This window comes from Paenibacillus marchantiae (assembly GCF_028771845.1).
GTDB lineage: Bacteria > Bacillota > Bacilli > Paenibacillales > Paenibacillaceae > Paenibacillus > Paenibacillus marchantiae.
This window is the reverse complement of record NZ_CP118270.1, coordinates 3,031,046-3,051,264: the sequence shown is the minus strand read 5'-3', so window position 1 is coordinate 3,051,264 and position 20,219 is coordinate 3,031,046. Positions and strand designations below refer to the sequence as shown.

General features: G+C 45.1%; 18 protein-coding genes. 3 read left to right on the top strand and 15 right to left on the bottom strand.

Annotation, left to right across the window (positions count from 1 at the left end; translation table 11 throughout):
- Positions 1-83: 83 nt before the first annotated feature.
- From PTQ21_RS14115 to ilvB, 4 genes are all read right to left on the bottom strand, one after another.
- Positions 84-1,625 carry a 2-isopropylmalate synthase gene (locus PTQ21_RS14115; RefSeq protein WP_274570296.1) on the bottom strand — a complete coding sequence of 514 codons (1,542 nt, stop codon included), beginning with the start codon at positions 1,623-1,625 and terminating at the stop codon, positions 84-86.
- A gap of 123 nt (positions 1,626-1,748) precedes the next feature.
- Positions 1,749-2,741, bottom strand: coding sequence for a ketol-acid reductoisomerase (gene ilvC, locus PTQ21_RS14110; protein WP_053780427.1), 993 nt, complete (start codon positions 2,739-2,741; stop codon positions 1,749-1,751).
- Positions 2,742-3,043: 302 nt separating this feature from the next.
- Positions 3,044-3,526 (bottom strand): acetolactate synthase small subunit, encoded by a 483-nt coding sequence (gene ilvN / locus PTQ21_RS14105; protein WP_024628317.1) that lies wholly within the window; start codon positions 3,524-3,526, stop codon positions 3,044-3,046.
- Complete coding sequence (ilvB, locus tag PTQ21_RS14100) at positions 3,523-5,274, bottom strand: biosynthetic-type acetolactate synthase large subunit (protein ID WP_063564197.1); 1,752 nt, start codon at positions 5,272-5,274, stop codon at positions 3,523-3,525. Before ilvB ends, ilvN begins: the two co-directional genes overlap by 4 nt.
- A gap of 600 nt (positions 5,275-5,874) precedes the next feature.
- On the opposite strand from ilvB, the gene PTQ21_RS14095 reads away from it, so the two are divergent.
- A complete protein-coding gene (locus PTQ21_RS14095; RefSeq protein WP_063564332.1) occupies positions 5,875-6,318 on the top strand; it encodes a GNAT family N-acetyltransferase in 444 nt (147 codons plus the stop codon).
- A gap of 6 nt (positions 6,319-6,324) precedes the next feature.
- Here PTQ21_RS14095 and PTQ21_RS14090 read toward each other — a convergent pair whose 3' ends face one another.
- The 9 genes from PTQ21_RS14090 to PTQ21_RS14050 all read right to left on the bottom strand — a co-directional run bounded on the left by PTQ21_RS14090 (position 6,325) and on the right by PTQ21_RS14050 (position 15,158).
- Positions 6,325-6,705, bottom strand: coding sequence for a hypothetical protein (locus tag PTQ21_RS14090; protein ID WP_063564196.1), 381 nt, complete (start codon positions 6,703-6,705; stop codon positions 6,325-6,327).
- Positions 6,706-6,914: 209 nt separating this feature from the next.
- Positions 6,915-7,877, bottom strand: coding sequence for an ABC transporter permease (locus tag PTQ21_RS14085; RefSeq protein WP_063564195.1), 963 nt, complete (start codon positions 7,875-7,877; stop codon positions 6,915-6,917).
- Positions 7,878-8,957, bottom strand: coding sequence for an ABC transporter permease (locus PTQ21_RS14080; protein ID WP_063564194.1), 1,080 nt, complete (start codon positions 8,955-8,957; stop codon positions 7,878-7,880). It lies immediately after the preceding gene.
- Positions 8,950-10,488 (bottom strand): ABC transporter ATP-binding protein, encoded by a 1,539-nt coding sequence (locus PTQ21_RS14075; RefSeq protein WP_072734050.1) that lies wholly within the window; start codon positions 10,486-10,488, stop codon positions 8,950-8,952. The genes PTQ21_RS14080 and PTQ21_RS14075 overlap by 8 nt, the downstream gene beginning before the upstream one ends.
- A gap of 340 nt (positions 10,489-10,828) precedes the next feature.
- Positions 10,829-11,869 carry a BMP family lipoprotein gene (locus PTQ21_RS14070; protein ID WP_063564192.1) on the bottom strand — a complete coding sequence of 347 codons (1,041 nt, stop codon included), beginning with the start codon at positions 11,867-11,869 and terminating at the stop codon, positions 10,829-10,831.
- A 578-nt stretch (positions 11,870-12,447) separates the two neighbouring features.
- Positions 12,448-12,807 carry a 50S ribosomal protein L20 gene (rplT, locus tag PTQ21_RS14065; protein ID WP_017689664.1) on the bottom strand — a complete coding sequence of 120 codons (360 nt, stop codon included), beginning with the start codon at positions 12,805-12,807 and terminating at the stop codon, positions 12,448-12,450.
- A gap of 78 nt (positions 12,808-12,885) precedes the next feature.
- On the bottom strand, positions 12,886-13,086 hold the full coding sequence (rpmI, locus tag PTQ21_RS14060; RefSeq protein WP_062320217.1) for a 50S ribosomal protein L35: 201 nt from the start codon (positions 13,084-13,086) through the stop codon (positions 12,886-12,888).
- A gap of 24 nt (positions 13,087-13,110) precedes the next feature.
- Positions 13,111-13,605, bottom strand: coding sequence for a translation initiation factor IF-3 (gene infC, locus PTQ21_RS14055; RefSeq protein ID WP_024628309.1), 495 nt, complete (start codon positions 13,603-13,605; stop codon positions 13,111-13,113).
- Positions 13,606-13,919: 314 nt separating this feature from the next.
- Entirely contained in the window at positions 13,920-15,158 is a 1,239-nt protein-coding gene (locus PTQ21_RS14050; protein WP_274570275.1) for a glycosyltransferase family 2 protein, read from the bottom strand.
- Between the two features lie 711 nt (positions 15,159-15,869).
- Between PTQ21_RS14050 and PTQ21_RS14045 the strand changes: the two genes are divergently transcribed.
- Both PTQ21_RS14045 and PTQ21_RS14040 read left to right on the top strand, forming a co-directional pair.
- A complete protein-coding gene (locus PTQ21_RS14045; RefSeq protein ID WP_063564190.1) occupies positions 15,870-16,397 on the top strand; it encodes a phosphatase PAP2 family protein in 528 nt (175 codons plus the stop codon).
- A 50-nt stretch (positions 16,398-16,447) separates the two neighbouring features.
- Positions 16,448-17,596 (top strand): MGDG synthase family glycosyltransferase, encoded by a 1,149-nt coding sequence (locus PTQ21_RS14040; protein WP_063564189.1) that lies wholly within the window; start codon positions 16,448-16,450, stop codon positions 17,594-17,596.
- Between the two features lie 83 nt (positions 17,597-17,679).
- Here the strand turns inward: PTQ21_RS14040 and PTQ21_RS14035 are convergent, their stop codons facing one another.
- Both PTQ21_RS14035 and PTQ21_RS14030 read right to left on the bottom strand, forming a co-directional pair.
- Complete coding sequence (locus tag PTQ21_RS14035) at positions 17,680-19,233, bottom strand: ABC transporter substrate-binding protein (RefSeq protein ID WP_072734053.1); 1,554 nt, start codon at positions 19,231-19,233, stop codon at positions 17,680-17,682.
- A gap of 107 nt (positions 19,234-19,340) precedes the next feature.
- Entirely contained in the window at positions 19,341-20,180 is an 840-nt protein-coding gene (locus tag PTQ21_RS14030) for a carbohydrate ABC transporter permease (RefSeq protein WP_371121667.1), read from the bottom strand.
- Between the last annotated feature and the right edge of the window lie 39 nt (positions 20,181-20,219).

The following is a 20,219-nucleotide window of genomic DNA, read 5'->3' as shown; positions in this document are numbered from 1 at the left end:
TTAGGGCTGGGGACTCCATCTCAGCTTCTCCAGCCAGACGAATTCCAGTCCAATGAAGAGCTTTGCTTGCTGCAAATGATGTGTTACAGGTTCACATTAACGCGATTCGTGTAAGTCTTGCGTTTTTCGATCAACTTGTTCAATCCATCGACATAAGCACGTGCACTGGCACCCAGAATATCGGTGCTTACGCCACGTCCTTGTACAGATATTTGGTTTTGAGTAAGTACGACGTGTACCTCACCCAATGCGTCCTTACCATGTGTAACCGATTTGATCGAGTAGTCGGATAGCGTTACCTCTTCCCCGCTCACTTGGTCAATTGCATTATAGATGGCATCTACCGAACCATTTCCTTCTGCTTGTTGTTCCACCGTATCACCATCAAGTGTAGCAATACGAACTTTAGCCGTTGGAGTAGATTCATCACCATACGTCACAAAGATGGATTCCAGTTTAAACACCTCAGGTGCATCCTGCAATTTCTCTTCGATGACCGCCAGCAAATCCTCATCTGTCACTTCTTTTTTCTTATCAGCCAGATCTTTGAATTGGGCAAAAGCACGGTTCAATGCTTCATCTTCCAGTTCATAACCGAGCTCAATCAAGCGCTCACGGAAGGCATGACGTCCCGAGTGTTTACCCAGTACGAGCTTACTTTCCTTCAGACCGATGGTCTCTGGCGTCATAATTTCGTATGTTGTTTTCTCTTTCAGCATGCCATCTTGGTGAATTCCGGATTCGTGTGCAAACGCATTCGCACCAACAATCGCTTTATTTCCAGGCACAACCATACCCGTCAAACGACTCACGAGGCGGCTGGTCCGAGCAATTTCAGAAAGTTGCAGCGAAGTTCTCGCCTGGAAAAATTCCTGACGTGTCTCCAGTGCCATGGCAATCTCTTCAATCGCGGTATTACCTGCACGTTCACCAATGCCGTTAATGGTGCCCTCAATTTGATCGGCTCCATTCAGAATGGCTGCAAGTGTGTTGGCAGTTGCCATCCCCAGGTCGTTATGACAGTGTGCACTCAGCTGCACCTTATCAATGTTGTGTACGTTTTCCTTAAGATGTTTGAAAATATTACCGTACTCATATGGGCTCAGATAGCCCACCGTATCCGGGATATTTACAACAGCTGCCCCTTCTTCCACTGCCATATTTACCATCTTAACGAGGAAATCATACTCGGTACGACCTGCGTCCTCCAACGAGAATTCAAGCTTCGAAAAAGTTTTCTTCGCATAACGAATTGCGGAACGAGCTGTATCGAGAACCTGAGCTCTGTCCATGCGCAATTTATGCTGACGGTGAATAGGTGAAGTTGCCAAAAAGATATGGATACACGGGTCTTGAGCGCCCTTCAATGCCTCTTTCACCGCATCGATATCCTGCTCTCTGGAGCGGGACAAGCCAATGACGGTAACGTTTTTGACCGCTTTGGCTACTGCATTAACTGCCGCCAAATCGCCTGGAGAGGCCGCGGGGAAACCGGCTTCCATCCGGTCAATACCAAGCCGCTCGAGCTGGTGCGCAATTTCCACCTTTTCACGAGTATTCAGATTGACCCCCGGGGATTGTTCTCCATCACGCAGCGTTGTGTCAAATACATAGATTTTACGCACGCCTCGCACCTCCTAGACTTGTATTTTATGTTCCTCTAAACCAGTAATAGCGGCACACGCATATGCACGGCCGCTATTCCCGGTTGAAGCTGTAAGTTTACTAGATTACCTTAAAACGAATGCTTACTTCTTGATCCAGTGCATCATCTCACGCAATTGTCCGCCAACCACTTCGATTGGGTGTTCAGCTTCATTGCGACGAGTTGCTGTCAGGAATGCACGACCGGATTGGTTTTCCAGGATGAAGTCACGTGCAAATTTACCTTGTTGGATATCTGTCAGAACTTCTTTCATTGCTTTCTTCGTATCTTCAGTTACTACGCGAGGTCCAGTTACATAGTCACCGTACTCAGCTGTGTTACTGATGGAATCACGCATGCTTGCAAGTCCACCTTCATACATCAGGTCAACGATCAATTTCAATTCGTGCAGACACTCGAAGTATGCCATTTCAGGAGCGTAACCCGCTTCTGTCAATGTTTCAAATCCAGCTTTTACCAGGGCGCTTACACCACCACACAGAACAGCTTGCTCACCGAACAGGTCTGTTTCTGTTTCTTCACGGAAGGAAGTTTCGATAACCCCTGCACGCGTGCAACCGATACCTTTAGCATAAGCCAAACCGATATCTTTTGCTTTACCTGTTGCATCTTGCTCAATTGCGATCAGGCCCGGTACACCGAATCCTTCCACGTAGGTACGACGTACCATGTGACCAGGGGACTTAGGAGCTACCAGCAATACATCGCTGTCTTTTGGAGCAACGATTTGACCGAAATGAACATTGAAACCGTGGGAGAAGAGCAATGCAGCGCCTTTTTTCAGGTTTGGTTCGATTTCGTTTTTGTATACAGAAGCTTGTGTTTCGTCAGGCAGCAAAATTTGAACTACGTCTGCACGGCTAGTAGCTTCAGCCGGGGACAGAACTTCAAATCCGTCATTTTTTGCAGTGTCAAAAGATTTACCTTCACGAAGTCCGATGACTACGTTCAATCCACTGTCACGCAGGTTTTGAGCTTGGGCATGGCCCTGGCTACCGTAACCGATGACCGCAATCGTTTTTCCTTTCAATACGTTAAGCTCTGCATCCTGTTCATAATAAGTAGTTACTGGCATGTTTATAAGTCCTCCTTTGTATTGTAAAGAACCCTTCATTAATGAGCGGGTGTCTCAAGGGACCGGCACGCTTTGTCTGCTTTAGCGTCTCTGGTCTGATCCGATCCGTTCAGACACCCGCCCATTAATGCGGGTGTGTGGCTATATAGTCAAGCGTTACATCACTAAAATGTTAAATTGCAACTTGTACTGGACTGGCACCTCATCTAAGATGAACGGTATTTCTCAGCTTAATGCTGCTAACACACTATTGTCGTTCCGTTGATAAGCATCAGACCATGCTTTTTTCTCAATATAATTGCTTAAACGTTGCCTCGTACCAATGCAGTTATGCCTGTACGTGAGAGTTCGCGAATGCCGTATGGCTTAAGCAGTTCAATCATCGCATCAATTTTATCTGTATCCCCGACCACCTGTACAATCAGGCTGCCTGGACCAACATCTACAACAGATGCGCGGAATGTCTCCACCACACCCAGAATTTCTGGTCGTTCAGATGGCTCTGCCTTTACCTTGATCAATGCAAGTTCACGGGCAACCATCGGTTTCAGACTGAAATCAACCACTTTGATGACATCGATGATTTTGTAGAGTTGCTTTTCAATCTGTTCCAACGTTTTGTCATCACCGATCGTCACAATGACCATCCGGGACAAACCCGGTTCCTCGGATTGACCTACCGTGATGCTCTCAATGTTGAATCCCCGTCGACCGAACAACCCTGATACCCGCTGCAGGACGCCAGGCTGATCGTTGACCAAAATCGAAATCGTATGTCTTATCATTCCTCAGCATCCCCCATCAGCATTTGATCGATTGTCGCTCCTTGCGGAACCATTGGATATACGTTTTCTTCCTTGCGTACTACGAATTCAACAACGACCGGTCCTGGTGTATCCAGGGCTTCTTGCCAAGCACGCTCGGCTTCTTCCTTGTTGGTTGCACGCAATCCTTTTACGCCATAAGCTTCAGCAAGTTTTACAAAATCAGGGCTGCCTGCCAGATCGATATGACTGTAACGGTTCTCATAGATGATCTCTTGCCACTGACGTACCATTCCAAGGACCTGATTGTTGATAATAACAATTTTCACCGGGATGTTGTTGATGGCACAAATTGCGAGTTCTTGAGAACACATCTGCATGCCGCCGTCACCATTGATGGAAATCACGAGCCTGTCTGGATTGGCCATTTGAGCGCCAATTGCAGAAGGGAATCCAAAACCCATCGTTCCTAGTCCACCAGAGGTTACCCATGAACGCGGTTGGTTGAATTTGTAATATTGGGCTGCCCACATTTGATGCTGTCCAACGTCCGTAGTCACGATTGCTTCGCCTTTGGTTGTATCATTGAGCATTTCCACAACCCATTGCGGTTTTAATACTTCATCTGAATCTGTGTAGCTATAAGGTTTCTCTTGTTTCCATTGTTTGATCTGATCTCTCCAAGCATCCGCACGTTCAGCACGTTGAACCTCTTTGTTCGCTATTTCGAGAACCGTTTTCACATCACCAACGATTGGAATGTCGGTTGCGATGTTTTTGCCGATTTCAGCCGGATCAATATCAATGTGCACAATTTTGGCATGTGGAGCGAATCCATCCAGCTTGCCTGTTACCCTGTCATCGAAGCGTGCGCCGATGTTGATGAGCAAATCCGATTTTTGAATCGCCTGATTGGAAGTGTATGTTCCGTGCATACCCGGCATCCCGGTCCACAATTCGTGACCACTCGGGAATGCTCCAAGTCCGAGAAGTGTTGTCGTGATTGGAATGCCTGTCTTCTCCACAAATTCGAACAGTGCTTCGTGTCCACCGGAGTAAACTACACCGCCGCCTGCCAGAATCATCGGACGTTCCGCTTCCTGAATCGCCTGAGCCAGACGATCAACCTGAAGTTTGTTCGGTACTGTCCGTGGGTTGTACCCTCTCAATGTAACAGGTTCAGTCACCGGTTCAAACAACGTTTTGTTTGCCGATACATCCTTCGGAATGTCGATCAATACGGGACCTTTACGACCTGTATTCGCAATATGGAATGCCTCATGAATGACACGTGGCAGATCTTCTACGTCTTTTACCAGGTAACTGTGTTTGGTAATTGGCATTGTGATTCCGGTGATGTCCGCTTCCTGGAAAGCATCTGAGCCGATCAGGCTGGAAATTACATTTCCCGTAATGACTACGAGTGGTACGGAATCCATATACGCTGTTGCAATACCCGTAACTAGATTCGTTGCTCCAGGTCCGGAGGTAGCGATACAGACACCCACTTTTCCGCTCGCCCGTGCATATCCGTCAGCTGCATGAATGGCGCCTTGTTCGTGACGGGTTAACACGTGCTTGAAATCCTCGAAACCATACATCGCATCGTAAATGTACAACACTGCGCCGCCCGGGTAACCAAAAACACACTCTACACCTTCCAGCAACAAGCTTCTCAGCAGAATTTCGGAACCGCTAATGACCTCCGGCTTCATCCATTTTTCACGTAATTCATCTGTCGATCGTACTTCTGGAATTTGAGCTCCCATCAGTCATCCTCCTCTCGGAATTTACATCATTCTGACATTTAAAGTTACAAAAAAAACCTTCCATCCCTGCAAACAAGTTTATGCTTGCGAGGGACGAAAGGTTGTTGCTTCCGTGGTACCACCCAACTTTGTCCGAAATTTCGCAATAACGGACCTTACCAGGTACAAAAAACGATAGATCAAACGGATATACCCGTTCTCCATACCTGTTGTCTGTAACGCAGACATACGATTTTCCCTAATACCCAATGGAGTGACATCCAATGCTTTTCAGGAAAACAGCTCCGAGGTGAGCTCGTATATAAGGGGTAATGGTGGTGGTTTCAGCAATTCCAGCCACTCTCTGAGCAAAAGAGCCCTTAAAACTTCGTCCTCTTCATAGCCGATGAAATATTCTCGTTAAATGTTAGGAACATTATATGATTCCTCTAACCGATAAGTCAATACCCCTTTTGTATAAAAATTCAGAACGTCCCTAATCCTTCATTCTCCATCTTTAACGTTACCCCAATCCCAATGCTTCATTCAGTCACCTTTCAACTTGCCTCAGGCATAGGATATACGAGCAGCACGACTGGTCCTGAAAGGAGGCTTCCGATGGTGATTCGGCAACGTAAATCCAAGCTGGATGATGCCGCCATAATGAGGCTGATTGACTCTCAACTTGTTCCTCTATCTCATATGAGTGAAATTGAAATCAATAAAATACGCAAAGAAATACCCCTGCGAATGAACAGGGGCATGACCTTTGTTGTCTCATCGAATCCTGACAACGAAGCTGTCGCATTCATCCATTTTCTCATGCACGGCGAACTGCTGTATGTGGATATGATGGCTGTTGCTACAAAAGAACAGCGAAAGAAATACGGTCAGACCTTGCTGCTCAAAGCCGAGAATTTTGCAGCATCTCGTGGTTGCAAAAGATCCAAAGTGATGGTTGACGAAGGCAACACAAAAGGTCTTCGATTTTACCAGAAAAATGGATATATCACCATTCGATACATTATGTTAAGCCGCTGTTACGAGTTGGAAAAAACATTATAAATCGGTCTAGAAAAAGCCTGGTGGCCGTGGTCCATAGGGTCCATATCCCGGTCCTGGCCCTGGTCCATATCCACCACCAAAACCAGGTCCATACCCTGGGCCTGGTTTTGGTCCCGGGCCAAATCCTGGTCCACCACCTGGACCATAACCGAATCCAGGGCCAGAGCCGTAAGCATAAGGCAGCGTTGCGACAGCGAGTAAATCAAATAATACCAATGGCAAAATAGCTTTGGTGTGTACTTTTTTGCCAACTGCACGTTTCAGCACTAATTTATTGCCCGATACTTTCAACAGTCTTCCGGTCACCCGAGTACCATCTTTTTTGATCGCGACAATATTTTTGCCTATTAATTTCATCGCTTCATCACGCGTAACATGTTGTTTCATACTTTCCCCTCCTCCTCGGATCGTTCAAAACAGTGTATTCGTCCAGGGCCGGCTTCGCCTGTTTCTTTGTCCCTAAATGAAAATATGGGTGTCTTTCTCTATAACAGTTAAGAAAGCTGATGACCTGTTCTTTGTGAAACAAAAAAAAGGTTCGCACGAGGCGAACCTTTTCTAGTAAAGAATTATGTGGGAAAACAGAATTTCTGTCGTTACCTTTTCCCGGGATCATACGGTTCCCCAAGTGCGGACGGAGCAGAAGAGCGTCCAACAGCCGCAACGAGCACGATGATGGTGAGCAGGTAAGGAAGCATATAAATAATTTCCTGGGGAATACTTTGAGACCATTCGAACAACTGTACATAGTTCCGGATAGCTTGCGAGAAACCAAAGAACACAGCCGCCCCAAAGGCACCAATCGGATTCCACTTACCAAAGATCATCGCTGCAATCGCAATGTAACCTTGGCCGGAAACGGTATTATGAGAGAATGTACCTGTCGTAGTCAGCGTGATTGCAGCTCCACCAATAGCAGCCAGCGCACCACTGATCATCACGGCAACATAACGATAACGACGCACTTTAACACCCACGGTATCCGCAGCACTTGGATGTTCACCAACCGAGCGAAGACGAAGACCGAATGGAGTTTTGTACATAATGTAATACGTCAGGAAGACGAACAGAATAGCCAGATATGTTGTCGGGTACACATTCTTGAAGAAAGCTTCCCCAAGCAAAGGAATATCCTTTAACAGTGGCACATCAAACTTGCTGAATCCTTGTACCAATGGTGAATCGCCTGATCCTTCAAACAGCAACTTTACTAGATAAAGTGTGCTTCCTGCTGCCAGAAAGTTAATGACGATACCGCTGATAATTTGGTCTGCCTTAAACGTAATGGAGGCAACCGCGTGAATCAGCGAAACCACTACGCCCAGTACAACCGCAAACAAAATCCCCATCCAGGCAGACGTCGTTCCACCCATGCCAGCTTCTTGTGCATAATGCGCAGCAATCCCTGCAGCAAACGCACCAAATACCATGAAACCTTCAAGTCCAAGGTTGGTCACACCGGATTTTTCCGAGAAAATCCCGCCCAGGGATGCAAAAATCAATGCCGTGGCAAAGACAAGCGTCGTATTGATAATTTGCCCAATTGTCAACAAGTCCATCTACAACACCTTCTCTTTCTTGCGCTTGGAATAGAACGGTTTAAGTACCCAGCGCACGATGCCTTGTGCCGCAATGAAGAAGATAATCGAACCGATAACAATCCGAATAATCTCGGGCGGTACATCCGCAGCAAAGCTCATTCCCGCAGATCCATAAGTGAGCGTACCGAATAACAAAGCACCCAGCAACACACCAAACGGATGATTCAAACCAATCAGTGCAACCGCGATTCCGTCAAAACCTGTACCTGGCGAGCCCGACATAACGGTCTGATATTGGAACACCCCGAGTACCTGGAATGCACCGCCAAGACCTGCAAGCATACCACTGATAAACATAGCTTTAACGATATTGCGATTGACATGCATACCCGCATACTCTGCCGCATTCGGGTTATATCCTACGGCACGAATCTCGTACCCTTGTTTGGTTTTCCACATGTAAATATAAAAGAGTACAGCCATGACAAGAGCAATCAATGTTCCCATGTGAACACGGGAGTTGCCCATCAGCTCAGAAAGCCATGTCAGACTAATCGATGCGCTATCACTGATATCCACCGAACGATTTTCACCTTTTAACAGCAGGAATTGGCGCACGATCAGGTTGGCCAGATACAAACCAATCCAGTTCAGCATGATACTACTGATAACTTCGTTAACCCCACGCGCTGCTTTCAGATAACCGGCAATAGCTGCCCACAGACCACCAAATACTGCACCAGCAATCAAAGCCAGTGGAGCATGAATGTAGATTGGCAGACCTGCAAACTTCACGCCTACAAAAGTCGCCGCAGTCATACCGACGAGAAATTGTCCTTCGCCCCCGATATTAAACAGTCCTGCACGTGCCGCAAATGCAAATGCAAGTCCTGTCATAATCAGTGGTGTCATTTCCCGGACTGCTTCACCAAAGTTGTACATGTCTCCGAAAACCTTCGTAAACAATGCACTGTACGCTTCAATCGGGTTGTATCCGCCGATCAGCATGACAATACCACCCAGGATCAGACCCATAATGATGGCTACAATAGGTAATATAAATGAATCACGGGTAAACCATTTTAATACGTTATTCATGCACAGTACCTCTCTTTTGGGTGCTGCCCGCCATCATCAAGCCGAGCTCCCTGTCATTGGTTTCTTCCGGCAGCACCTCGCCCACGATCTGTCCTTCATAGATGACAGCAATTCGGTCGGATACGTTGATAATTTCATCCAGCTCGAATGAGATCAGCAATACCGCTTTGCCCTGATCACGTTGTGCAATCAATTGTTTTTGAACAAACTCAATAGCACCTACGTCCAGACCACGAGTTGGCTGGGCAGCAATAAGCAGTTCAGGATTTTTATCAACCTCACGTGCGATAATGGCTTTCTGTTGGTTCCCTCCCGATAAGGAGCGGGCCTTTGTTTCAATGCTTGGTGTACGCACATCAAATGCCTCGACAAGACGCTTCGCTTGCTTCTTGATCGCATCGAAGTTAAGGAATCCTTTACGCGTATAAGGAGACTTATAATACGATTCCAGAACAATATTTTCACTCACAGAAAAATCAAGGACAAGTCCATGCTTGTGCCGGTCTTCCGGAATATGGGCCACACCCGACTCCGAAATATGGCGCGGAGAATGATTAGACAGTTCTTTACCCTCAAGGCGAATCGAACCGCTATCTACTTTACGCAGTCCGGTAAGAGCCTCAATCAGTTCGCTCTGTCCATTACCATCGACACCTGCGATTCCTACAATCTCACCTGCACGTACATTCAGGTTGAGTTCGTTCAGAACCGAAATGCCTTCTTTGTTTTTGGCGGTCAATTTGCTAACTTCAAGCACATTGTTTCCTGGTGTAGCCGGCTTTTTGTCCACTTTAAATGTGACATTGCGACCAACCATTTTTTCTGCCAACTCATTTGGATTCGTTTCTGATGTTATAACTGAATCAATCACTTTACCACGGCGAATAATTGTCACCGTATCGGAGATTTCCATGATTTCTTTCAGTTTGTGTGTAATCAGAATAATGGACTTGCCTTCGGCCACTAATTTTTTCATGATTACCATCAGTTCTTTGATTTCCTGAGGTGTTAATACAGCAGTAGGCTCGTCAAAAATAAGAATGTCTGCACCACGATACAACGTTTTTACAATTTCAACACGTTGCTGCATTCCGACAGAAATATCATGAATTTTGGCATGCGGATTCACTTTGAGTCCATACTGTTCAGACAGACGCTGCACTTCAGCAGCAGCTTTTTTATAATTAATGTTGAGACCTTTCCTTGGTTCAGATCCCAAAATAATGTTCTCTGTTACCGTGAACGGCTGTACAAGCTTAAAGTGCTGATGCACCATGCCGATGCCAAGATCGATTGCTTTGTTAGGGCTATCGATGATGACAGGCTTGCCATTCACTTCAATGGAACCTTCATCCGGCTGATAGAGACCAAAGACAATATTCATCAACGTTGATTTACCAGCGCCGTTTTCGCCCAGTAGAGCATGGATCTCGCCTTTACGAAGCTGAAGGCTGATGGCGTCGTTGGCAACAATGCCTGGGAAACGCTTCGTGATTTGTTTCAACTCAACGACGGGGGTTGCTGCACCCATGTAATCACCCTTATACCTGATATAGTGTGGTTCCGCAAACGTAAGAAAAACGTCTAACGACGTTTATTCAAGGAAGATGACCGCATTTCAGCGGTACTTTTTCTTGGGATTATCGAATCCTTCAGTTTCAGCGAAACTTCTGCATTCCATAATCTTAAGAAAAGCTCCTACCGGAGCGTTGATACGAAGGCTTCTTTCTTTTGCCGTGGCTAATGCCCAAGCACATACTACATAGCTTGTACAATTGTTATGATGACCTGAGCAAATTTTCCTACTCTGACAATCATAAGGCCGGTCAAGACCGGCCTCGATGATTATTCATTTTCACAGCAGAATCAGATTACTCTGTAGGAACTTTGATTTCGCCGTTGATGATTTTTTCTTTGTACTCGTCCACTTTTGCAAGTGTATCAGCAGAAACATTTTTCGTAGAAGTGTCAGCGATACCTACACCGTTTTCTTTCAAAGTCAGGTTCTCAGCTCCGCCTTTGAATGTTCCATCGATGATTTCTTGGTTTACGCGCTTAACAGCTTCGTCAACTTTTTTGATCATGGAAGTCAGTGTTACTTCATCACCAAACTCCAGGGATTGATCTTTATCTACACCGATAACCCAAACGTCTTGACCTTGTTTCTTACGAGCGATTGCTTCGTTGAACACACCATTACCTGTAGCACCGGAAGCGTGGAAAATGATATCTACGCCTTTGTTGTAAAGTGTAGCTGCTGCTGCTTTACCAAGGTCAGGCTTATCAAATGCACCTGTGTAGTTGGAAATGAATTCAGCATTAGGATTAACCGCTTTAACGCCTTCTCTGAAACCTACTTCAAACTTTTTGATCAGTGGGCTTTCCATACCGCCAACAAAACCAATTTTGTTCGATTTAGTTGTCAGACCAGCTACAACACCTACCAAGTAAGAACCTTCTTCTTCAGCAAATGTTACCGATTTAACGTTAGGAGCATCAACAACACTGTCGATGATCGCGAGTTTGGAATCAGGATTTTGTTCAGCTACAGTCTTGATCGCATCAGCCAATTGGAAACCGATACCCCAAGTCAGATCATATCCACCTTTAACGAACTCGTTCAGGTTTGGAATGTACTCTTCATCGGACTTACTTTGCAGGTATTTAACAGCTACACCTGTTTCAGTTTCAGTTGCTTGCAGAGCTTCCCAAGCGGATTGGTTAAACGATTTGTCGTTAACTCCACCTACGTCAGTAACCATACCGATTTTCAAATCGGATTTAGCTTCAGTGTTTTCGCCACCTGTAGTTCCTCCGGCATTTGTTTCCTCTTTCGGTTTGCTACCGCAACCTGCGAGCATAACCGATACTGCCAGCAACATGACCAAAGACAAGCTGAGCATCTTTTTCATTTCTCTGTTCCCCCTTAATGATATATACCTAATTCCTGTCCAGGCCAAAATGGAACGGATCAACAGATCGATAATATGGCTTTTATGCAGAATGTATGGTTTCTTCGACATTAAAAGCGCATTCTTACCACTAAACAATTGTGTCACCTGTCGAAAAACCGAACATTATGACTTGAAGAGAAAATTTTAGGACTAGCCTACTAGAGGTGATTATACATTCAACCCGTGGTAAAATCCAGATGTTTCATCACCAAATCTCACTTATTTTTGCTCTTTTTTTATTGAAAGCGCTTAATAATTTAACGATTTAACACACTAACGTTACAACGATGTGATGTTATATAACAAAAACGTATCATACTCCCTAGAAGGATGTGGAATTCACCTGTTTTTGTTTGCATTATTTCACCGTTCGTATTTTATGTATTATCACAGCCTGTTATTCACCCGTTATATGCTTTCATTGTGCCCTTACAGATTGCAGCATATTCGTCGCGCACAACCAGACTCTTTGGAGTAGATCAATCTTTAAGCCGTAAAAAAAGCCGCCATAGGTACGGCGGCTTGCATAAACAATTTTAAGCGTTGATTTTGCCTTTAGCCACAGTAGCCAAAGAGTTGAACGCATTGATGTCGTTAACGGCCAGATCAGCCAACATTTTGCGGTTCATGTCTACACCAGCAAGTTTCAATCCATGGATCAGTTTGTTGTAAGACAAACCATTCATACGTGCTGCAGCATTGATACGAACGATCCACAGTCTGCGGAAGTTACGTTTTGTGTTGCGACGATCACGGTATGCGTATACCAGGGATTTCATTACTTGCTCGTTAGCTGTTTTAAAAATACGGTGTTTGGAACCGAAATAACCTCTTGCCAGTTTCAAAACCTTTTTATGACGACGACGTACTACAAAACCGCCTTTTACTCTTGCCATATTAAAAGAACCTCCCAATAAATATTAAATGTATCCGTGGTATGTGTACGGCCTAAGCCGATCCCCCATACGGATTTACTATTTCAAGTTAGCCAGACCTTGTTTCAAACGTCTTACGTCCCCGGCAGCCATTACTGGGTTGCCGTTCAGAACGCGCTTAGCACGTTTTGATTTGTGGGAAAGCAAGTGGTTTTTGTGAGCTTTGTAACGCAGGACTTTACCGGAACCGGTAATTTTGAAGCGTCCTTTCAAACTGCTGTGTGTTTTCATTTTAGGCATTTTGTGTTTCCTCCTCCAATGTTATCAGGCTTTAGGAGCCAGAATCATGATCATACTGCGGCCTTCCAATTTTGGTTGACGTTCGATGGTGCAAAGTTCTGCAACCTCCACCTTAACGCGTTCCAAAATCCGTTGACCAATGGCGGCATGCGCAATTTCACGTCCGCGGTAACGAACGGAACATTTTACCTTGTCGCCTTCTTTCAAGAACTTAACTACATTACGAAGCTTCGTTTGATAATCATGCTCCTCAATATTGGAACGGAACCATACTTCTTTAATGTCAACAATTTTCTGGTTCTTACGGGCTTCTTTGTCTTTCTTTTGTTGCTCATAGCGGAATTTGCCATAGTCCATGATGCGGCATACCGGCGGTTTAGCCTGTGGTGCCACATTGACCAGGTCCAAGTTCAGGTCAATCGCCATTTGCAGTGCTTCCCGAATCGGCGTGATCCCAATTTGTTCTCCTTCAGCTCCGACAAGGCGTACTTCCTTCGCCCGAATCTCATCATTAATCATGTGATCTTTACTAATAACCGTCCACCTCCAGGTCATTTTGAATATCCTGTTACACAAAAATAAAAGGGATGCCGGTTAAGCTACCGACATCCCTGTAATCAACACAATTCTTCATGAGTAAACACTTCATAAATTATTGGGATCGTTGACCAGCCAACATGTTTGTTGATCAGGTGAGAAGTCGGACTTCTACTTGTGATTCCATAGCTATTCATTTAACGCACTTGAATACTATAACATCCTGCAAAACTATTGTCAACGTCTCTACAATATTTTTTTTTTGCAGACATGCTTTCATCCAAGTCAATCATTTATTATCCCTGCTTACTCTGCACCTCATCCAAACGTACAACACGTGTATGTTGAGTATGGCTCCATTGTTTGTTGTTCTGCGTGAAGAACGCGTAGAACGTAATTGGATACCATGAAAGAAGGTAAATCGGGAACAAGATCAGGTACAGATACACTTTGGCAAAAGTAACCTTTTCCAGCGCCATGGACAACAAGAATGTCAGGACATTCAGACCAATCGCTACGAACCCTACCCAAAGCGGGAAGTATCCGTATATGTTTGCGATATGTGGACCACTGAATATCGCTGTATCCACCCACAGGACAGCAGTCATCAGGAACGTAAGCAAAACAACGTACACGTTTGCTCCATACACAGCAAGGTCAAACTTCACCAAGCTTCTTTCCTTGATACTCTGCCACAGCAGCGGGAAGAAATATCTACGCGCAACCGTAAAGTGACCTTGCATCCAGCGAAGACGTTGTCTTGCTGAAGCTTTAAAGGTTAACGGCTTCTCATCAAATACTTTGGCATCATAGTTAAAGACAGGATATACATTACGCTGAACACTGCGCATCGTAAACTCCAAATCCTCAACCAGACTTGTAGCGCCCCAGCCAATTTCCTTGAGCAGGTTGGTCTCGAAGCACATTCCAGTACCTCCGAGGAAATTCGCCATATTCAAATTATGACGGGACAACTGCCACAGACGGTTGATGTACCAGTAAGATACACCATATGCTGCAGTGATCCAGGAATCCTCCGGATTCTTGGTATCAATGTATCCTTGAATTACACGCGAACCATTGCACAAGTCGTCATTCATCTCAAGCAAGAAGTTACGGTCAACCAGGTTATCCGCGTCAAACATGACAACTGCGTCATACTGACGTGGCAATTTCCACAAGTATTTAAGCATCCATTCAATGGCATACCCTTTACCTCTGAGATCAGCATTCGTACGTACACAAGCATTTAATCCATGCTGTCTTACAATTTGAGCCGTTCCATCCGTACAGTTGTCACAAATGACAAACACATCGTACAGATATTCCGGGTAATCCAGTTGTTTCAAGTTCTCCATCAAAGCACCAATAACTTGTTCCTCATTGTGTGCTGCGACGAGTACAGCGAATGATTTTGTCGCCGGATAATGTTTCTTTTTCTTTTTCTTAATCAGACCGAACAGCGAAAACGTGAATTGGTACACGGCTAGCAGTGCCAGAAGGACCTGCATCGTGACGAATATAGCGTCCAACATCGTTCTCTGTTACCCCCTTTTTTTCAAAACCAGATTACTTTAAATGTTTCTCTTCCTGGATTCTGCACTTTTATTTTTTTGTGATGCGCAGAATATGACCCTGTTCTTTTGTTTACTACGTAAATATTTCAGACAATGTTTCAAGCATGGTTGATGCCAGTTGGCTGCTTTATCGATTTTGTATTCTTTTCAGCCATTTGTCAAAACCGCAATTCCACTTCCTGAAGCAGAAATGTGAACTTTAAACGCTGAATAGGCACCTCGTGATACTCCAACCTCGCATTCATGCCTGTTATATCTTATTTTCAGCCGTTTACTTGATTTTTATTTCTAAAGTCCCTGCTTTTTTCATCAGGCTGATACATATCGACAGAGGCTCTATATCAAATAACGTAAACAGACCTCAAAAAGTTCAGTCTTAAACTTACATTTTTTTAACCGCATTTCAGCCATGTTGAATCATTGTATCTTTTTTAGATAGTCCGAGTCAAAAAGTTAAGTTGGGTGTATATCCACTCTTTAACATGAATTTTACCTTCTTCACATGTGTTCTTCTTGAAAAGGACAACATTTAAAAATATGATAAACATATACCTGAAATAACCTCAAGTTCACGAAAAAACGGTTATATACTATTCAGGACGAAACCGGACACAGCAATTTACCGGAAATACTGCCGCCAACATGGGGCCTGACTGGCAGGAGGCCAATATGAGCCGTTTATTCGTAAAGTTTCAAGAGTATGATCGAAATGTATTTATGTGGATTAATGGTCGACTTCATAATCGATTTATGAACTTTTGGCTGTATTATTTCACCCATCTGGGCGGAGCAACATCTTCTATTGCAGTATCCTTACTAATCTGGCTGCTGGCTCCCGCTCCTTGGAGTACAACAGGACTTCAGGCATGCATCGCTCTAGCGGTTAGCCACATTCCCGTAGCAATCGCCAAAAAACTGTATCCGCGCATTCGGCCTTACCTGGCCTTACCGGATACGATTACGTTCCGCAATCCCCTGACGGACCATTCGTTCCCTTCAGGGCATACTACTGCCGTATTCTCGGTTACAGTCCCTTTTATGACGATGGAGCCGTTCCTGTTGCTGTTGTTACTCCCTGTTGCATTAATTGTCGGATTTTCACGAATTTACCTGGGATTACACTATCCCTCAGATGTTCTCGCAGGTGCTACGATCGGTACTTTAGTCGCACTTGCAACTGTTGCTTTATGGACATAATGTGAATATGTTAGACTAAGGAAAACCTAGCAGGAACAGGTGAAGCAAGCGTGGAGAAAAAAAGAGTATTACTATTATCTGAAGGCTTTGGCGCTGGTCATACTCAAGCCGCTTATGCGCTGTCCAGCAGTTTGCGAAAACTTTCGCCGAATGTGCAAACCAAAGTGCTTGAGTTGGGGAGTTTTCTGAACCCCAGAGTTGCGCCACTCATCATTACAGCGTACAAAAAAACGGTCATTAACCAGCCCAAGCTCATCGGGTATGTATACAGGCACCAATATAAAAAATCCTTGAACCGGCTGACTACACTCGCGTTGCATAAACTGTTTTATACCCATACACGCAGTATTGTCCGTCAGCTTCGTCCGAATGTTATTGTATGCACCCACCCTATTCCCAGTGCTGTCATATCCAGACTGAAACGTCTGGGTGTGCAGGTTCCACTTTGTACAGTCATTACCGATTATGACGCGCACGGGACGTGGATTAGCCCTGAAGTGGATCTGTATCTTGTTTCTACAGATGAGGTAAAGTCCAAATTAATGCTGCGGGGTGTATCTTTAGACAAAATTCGCGTTACCGGCATTCCGATCCACCCCAACTTCTGGGAACATCCCGGGCGGGACGAGATCCGAGGAAAATTCAATTTGAAGAACATGCCTACTGTGCTTGTGATGGGCGGTGGTTGGGGAATGCTTAGTGATGAAGTAGTTAACCAATTATTGACACGCTGGCATGAGGATGTTCAGATTATTTTCTGCCTTGGCCGCAATGACAAAAGCCGAATCAGCATGGAACAAAATCCGTTGTATAAAAAAGATAATATCCATATCATCGGGTACACCAATGAAGTGGACAAATTAATGGAAGTATCTGATCTCCTGATCACCAAGCCGGGTGGAATGACATGCAGTGAAGGGTTGGCAAAGGGAATCCCCATGCTGTTCCATAATCCCATACCGGGTCAGGAAGAAGAAAATGTTCAGTATTTCACCGCACGAGGTTTGGGGGAGCCCATTACTTCCCTTGATGTTGTTGTGAAATGGATGAATAAACTGCTTCATAACTACCCTGACATTGTTCGCAAACGCAAACGCCACATGGCGCAGATTGCCAAGTATCACCCAATGCAAAGCGCACAAAGTATTATCGACCTTCTGGATCTGCGTCCCTACTCGGCAGACCAAGCCAGACTGTAACAGCTTCAAACAAGCCTGCATGTACACAGCAAAGGTGCCTTCGAATCGAAGGCACCTTTTTTTAATATGAAGAATAGTACAAACTATTGAATACCAGCCGACTTCAAGTAATCCTGCCACTGCTTGGTATACTCGGTCTGAATCTTCTCAAGGCCTGCCTGTTTGGCTTTTTCCATAAATGTATTCAGACCCGCTTCTACATCCTCCACCAATCCCACATTTAACGGATAGAGATACTGCTTCTCTACCTGCTCCAGTGCAGCTTTCTCAGCTTGGTATGGCGTCCAATCCTCAGCAAATCCAGTAAAGATATCCGGCTTTTTCATTTTGTCCAGCTCTTTGAAAATAGCCAGTACGTCATCAAAGCTCTTATCATAGAGCATGAATTCCGGATTACGCCAAGCCCAACCATTCATGCCTTCGCGCGGAAATCCATTGGTCTGGGCATCGCCCACCATTTTATAATAACCGTCTTGAACTTCAAAGTTCTTGCCTTCCACACCATATTCGGTAAGCCAGTTGTAACGTTTGTCGGTAACCAGTTTTTCATAGAATGCAAGTGCTTTCTCCGGGTTTTTGCTGCTGCGTGGAATTGCAAAACCATTGTGAATCGGGTGAACTGGTTGTGCAAATCCTTTGGCATTCGGGTAAGGGAAATAACCGAGCTTCCAATCCGGGTGAGTGGACTGGACCTTGATCACATCCGCATTAAATTTGTTCGGGTTCTCACCCGACAGTACAACAGCCGATTTGCCATTTTGCAGTAATGAGTTGGACGTATCCTTTACATTCAGCACGTTTTTCGGAAAAAAGCCTTTGTCCATCCAGCGTTTGTACGTTTTCAGGTCCTCCAGATGCTGTGCAGACCCCCAATAGGAAGTGATATTGGATGGTGTGTCATACATGATGTCCAGACCATAAGGGAGCTGACCTGCCGTATTCACCAGCTTGGATGTCAATTGTCGAATACCATGGGTATGGTTCGCATTGCTATCCGCGATTGGAATCATATTCGGTTCATTGGCTTTGATACCCTCCAGATAGGCTTCGAGTGTCTCCAGAGATTCCGGTTTGGACAGATTGTACTTCTCACGCAAATCCTCACGGTACGCAATACCCTCAGTAACATATTCAGTCCATGTCGATGGTACAGTATAGATCTTTTCATTGACTTTTACCGCGTTCCACATGTCATCAGGTACATAAGCTTTGAGCGTTGGTGCTGCCTTAGGCAGTAATTCATCCAGAGGCAGGAACGCTCCTTTTTTCGCATAGGACTGATAGAACGTCCAATCCGCGGTAAAAATCAGATCAATCGGTTGACCGGAAGACAGCAGCAATTTGTATTTTTGGTCCCAGTCTGTCCAGGAGGTATAGTTAAATTTCACATTGACGTTCAGATCAGCCTCAGCCAGCTTGTTGATTTCCGACTCAATCACAGGCAGATCCTTGGGGGCATCACCAAGCATGTAGAATTGCAGTGTTACCTTCTCCCCTTTGTTCTCAGAAGAACCTCCCTGCTCACTTCCTTGCGCAGATCCCCCCGAACCGTTATTACATGCGGCAAGCACCCCGGCAAACAACATCAGGGCAAGTACCATAGACAGGTGCCGAATTGTTTTGTTACGCATACGCATCCTCCCTTTTTGTGGTCAACCTTATATGTTAGCGCAGACTCGCCATGATTCAGACGCAGACGGATAGACAGCTATCCCGCCATCTGCACCCATAGCGCGTGCACGTTCTAACCTTTCACCGCACCAATGGTAAGACCCTTGACAAAGTACCGCTGCACAAATGGATACAGGAACAAAATGGGTCCAGTAACCACAATAGCCATCGCCATTTTGGTCGATTCGGTAGGTACATCCTGGCTAAGAGTTATGCCGGTACCAATCGCCATCTGGTCAATGAAGGTAATCGTGTTCATGGTGTTATACAAATAGAATTGCAGCTGGTACATATCCGGGTTGTTAATGAACAAGGATGATGTGAACCAGTCATTCCAGTATCCCAGTGCCAGAAATAACCCTACAGTGGCAATGCCGGGCATCGCCAGTTTCAGTACTACGCTAAAGTAAATGCGGAAATCATTCGCACCATCGATTTTGGCTGACTCAATCAGCTCATCCGGAACGGCTGAACGAATGAAGTTTTTCATCAGGATAATGAGAAAAGGCGTCATCAATCCCGGAAAAATCAACACCGTATACGTGTCCGTAAGATTGAAATAATTTGCCAGCATGATGTACCAAGGAACCAATCCCCCACCAAAGAGGGTTGTAAAGTAGATGAAAAATGAGAAGGCGTTCCGGTACTTGAAATCTTTGCGTTGCAGTACAAATCCCGCCATCGTAATGAGAAATAGTCCAAGGGCCGTACCCACAACGGTTGTAAATACCGTCACGCCATAAGCTTTAAGCACCTGGGTCGGAAATTTGAACACCATCTTGTAACCTTCCAAGGAAAAATCGGTGGGAAAGAGGTGATACCCATCTCTTACAATCGATTCGTTGCTGCTGAATGAGCCGGATAAAATCAAAAGAAATGGAATGATACAGATTAAGGAAAGAATCAGGATCATGCTGTAAGCGATGATTTGAAACAACAAGGTGAATTCCGT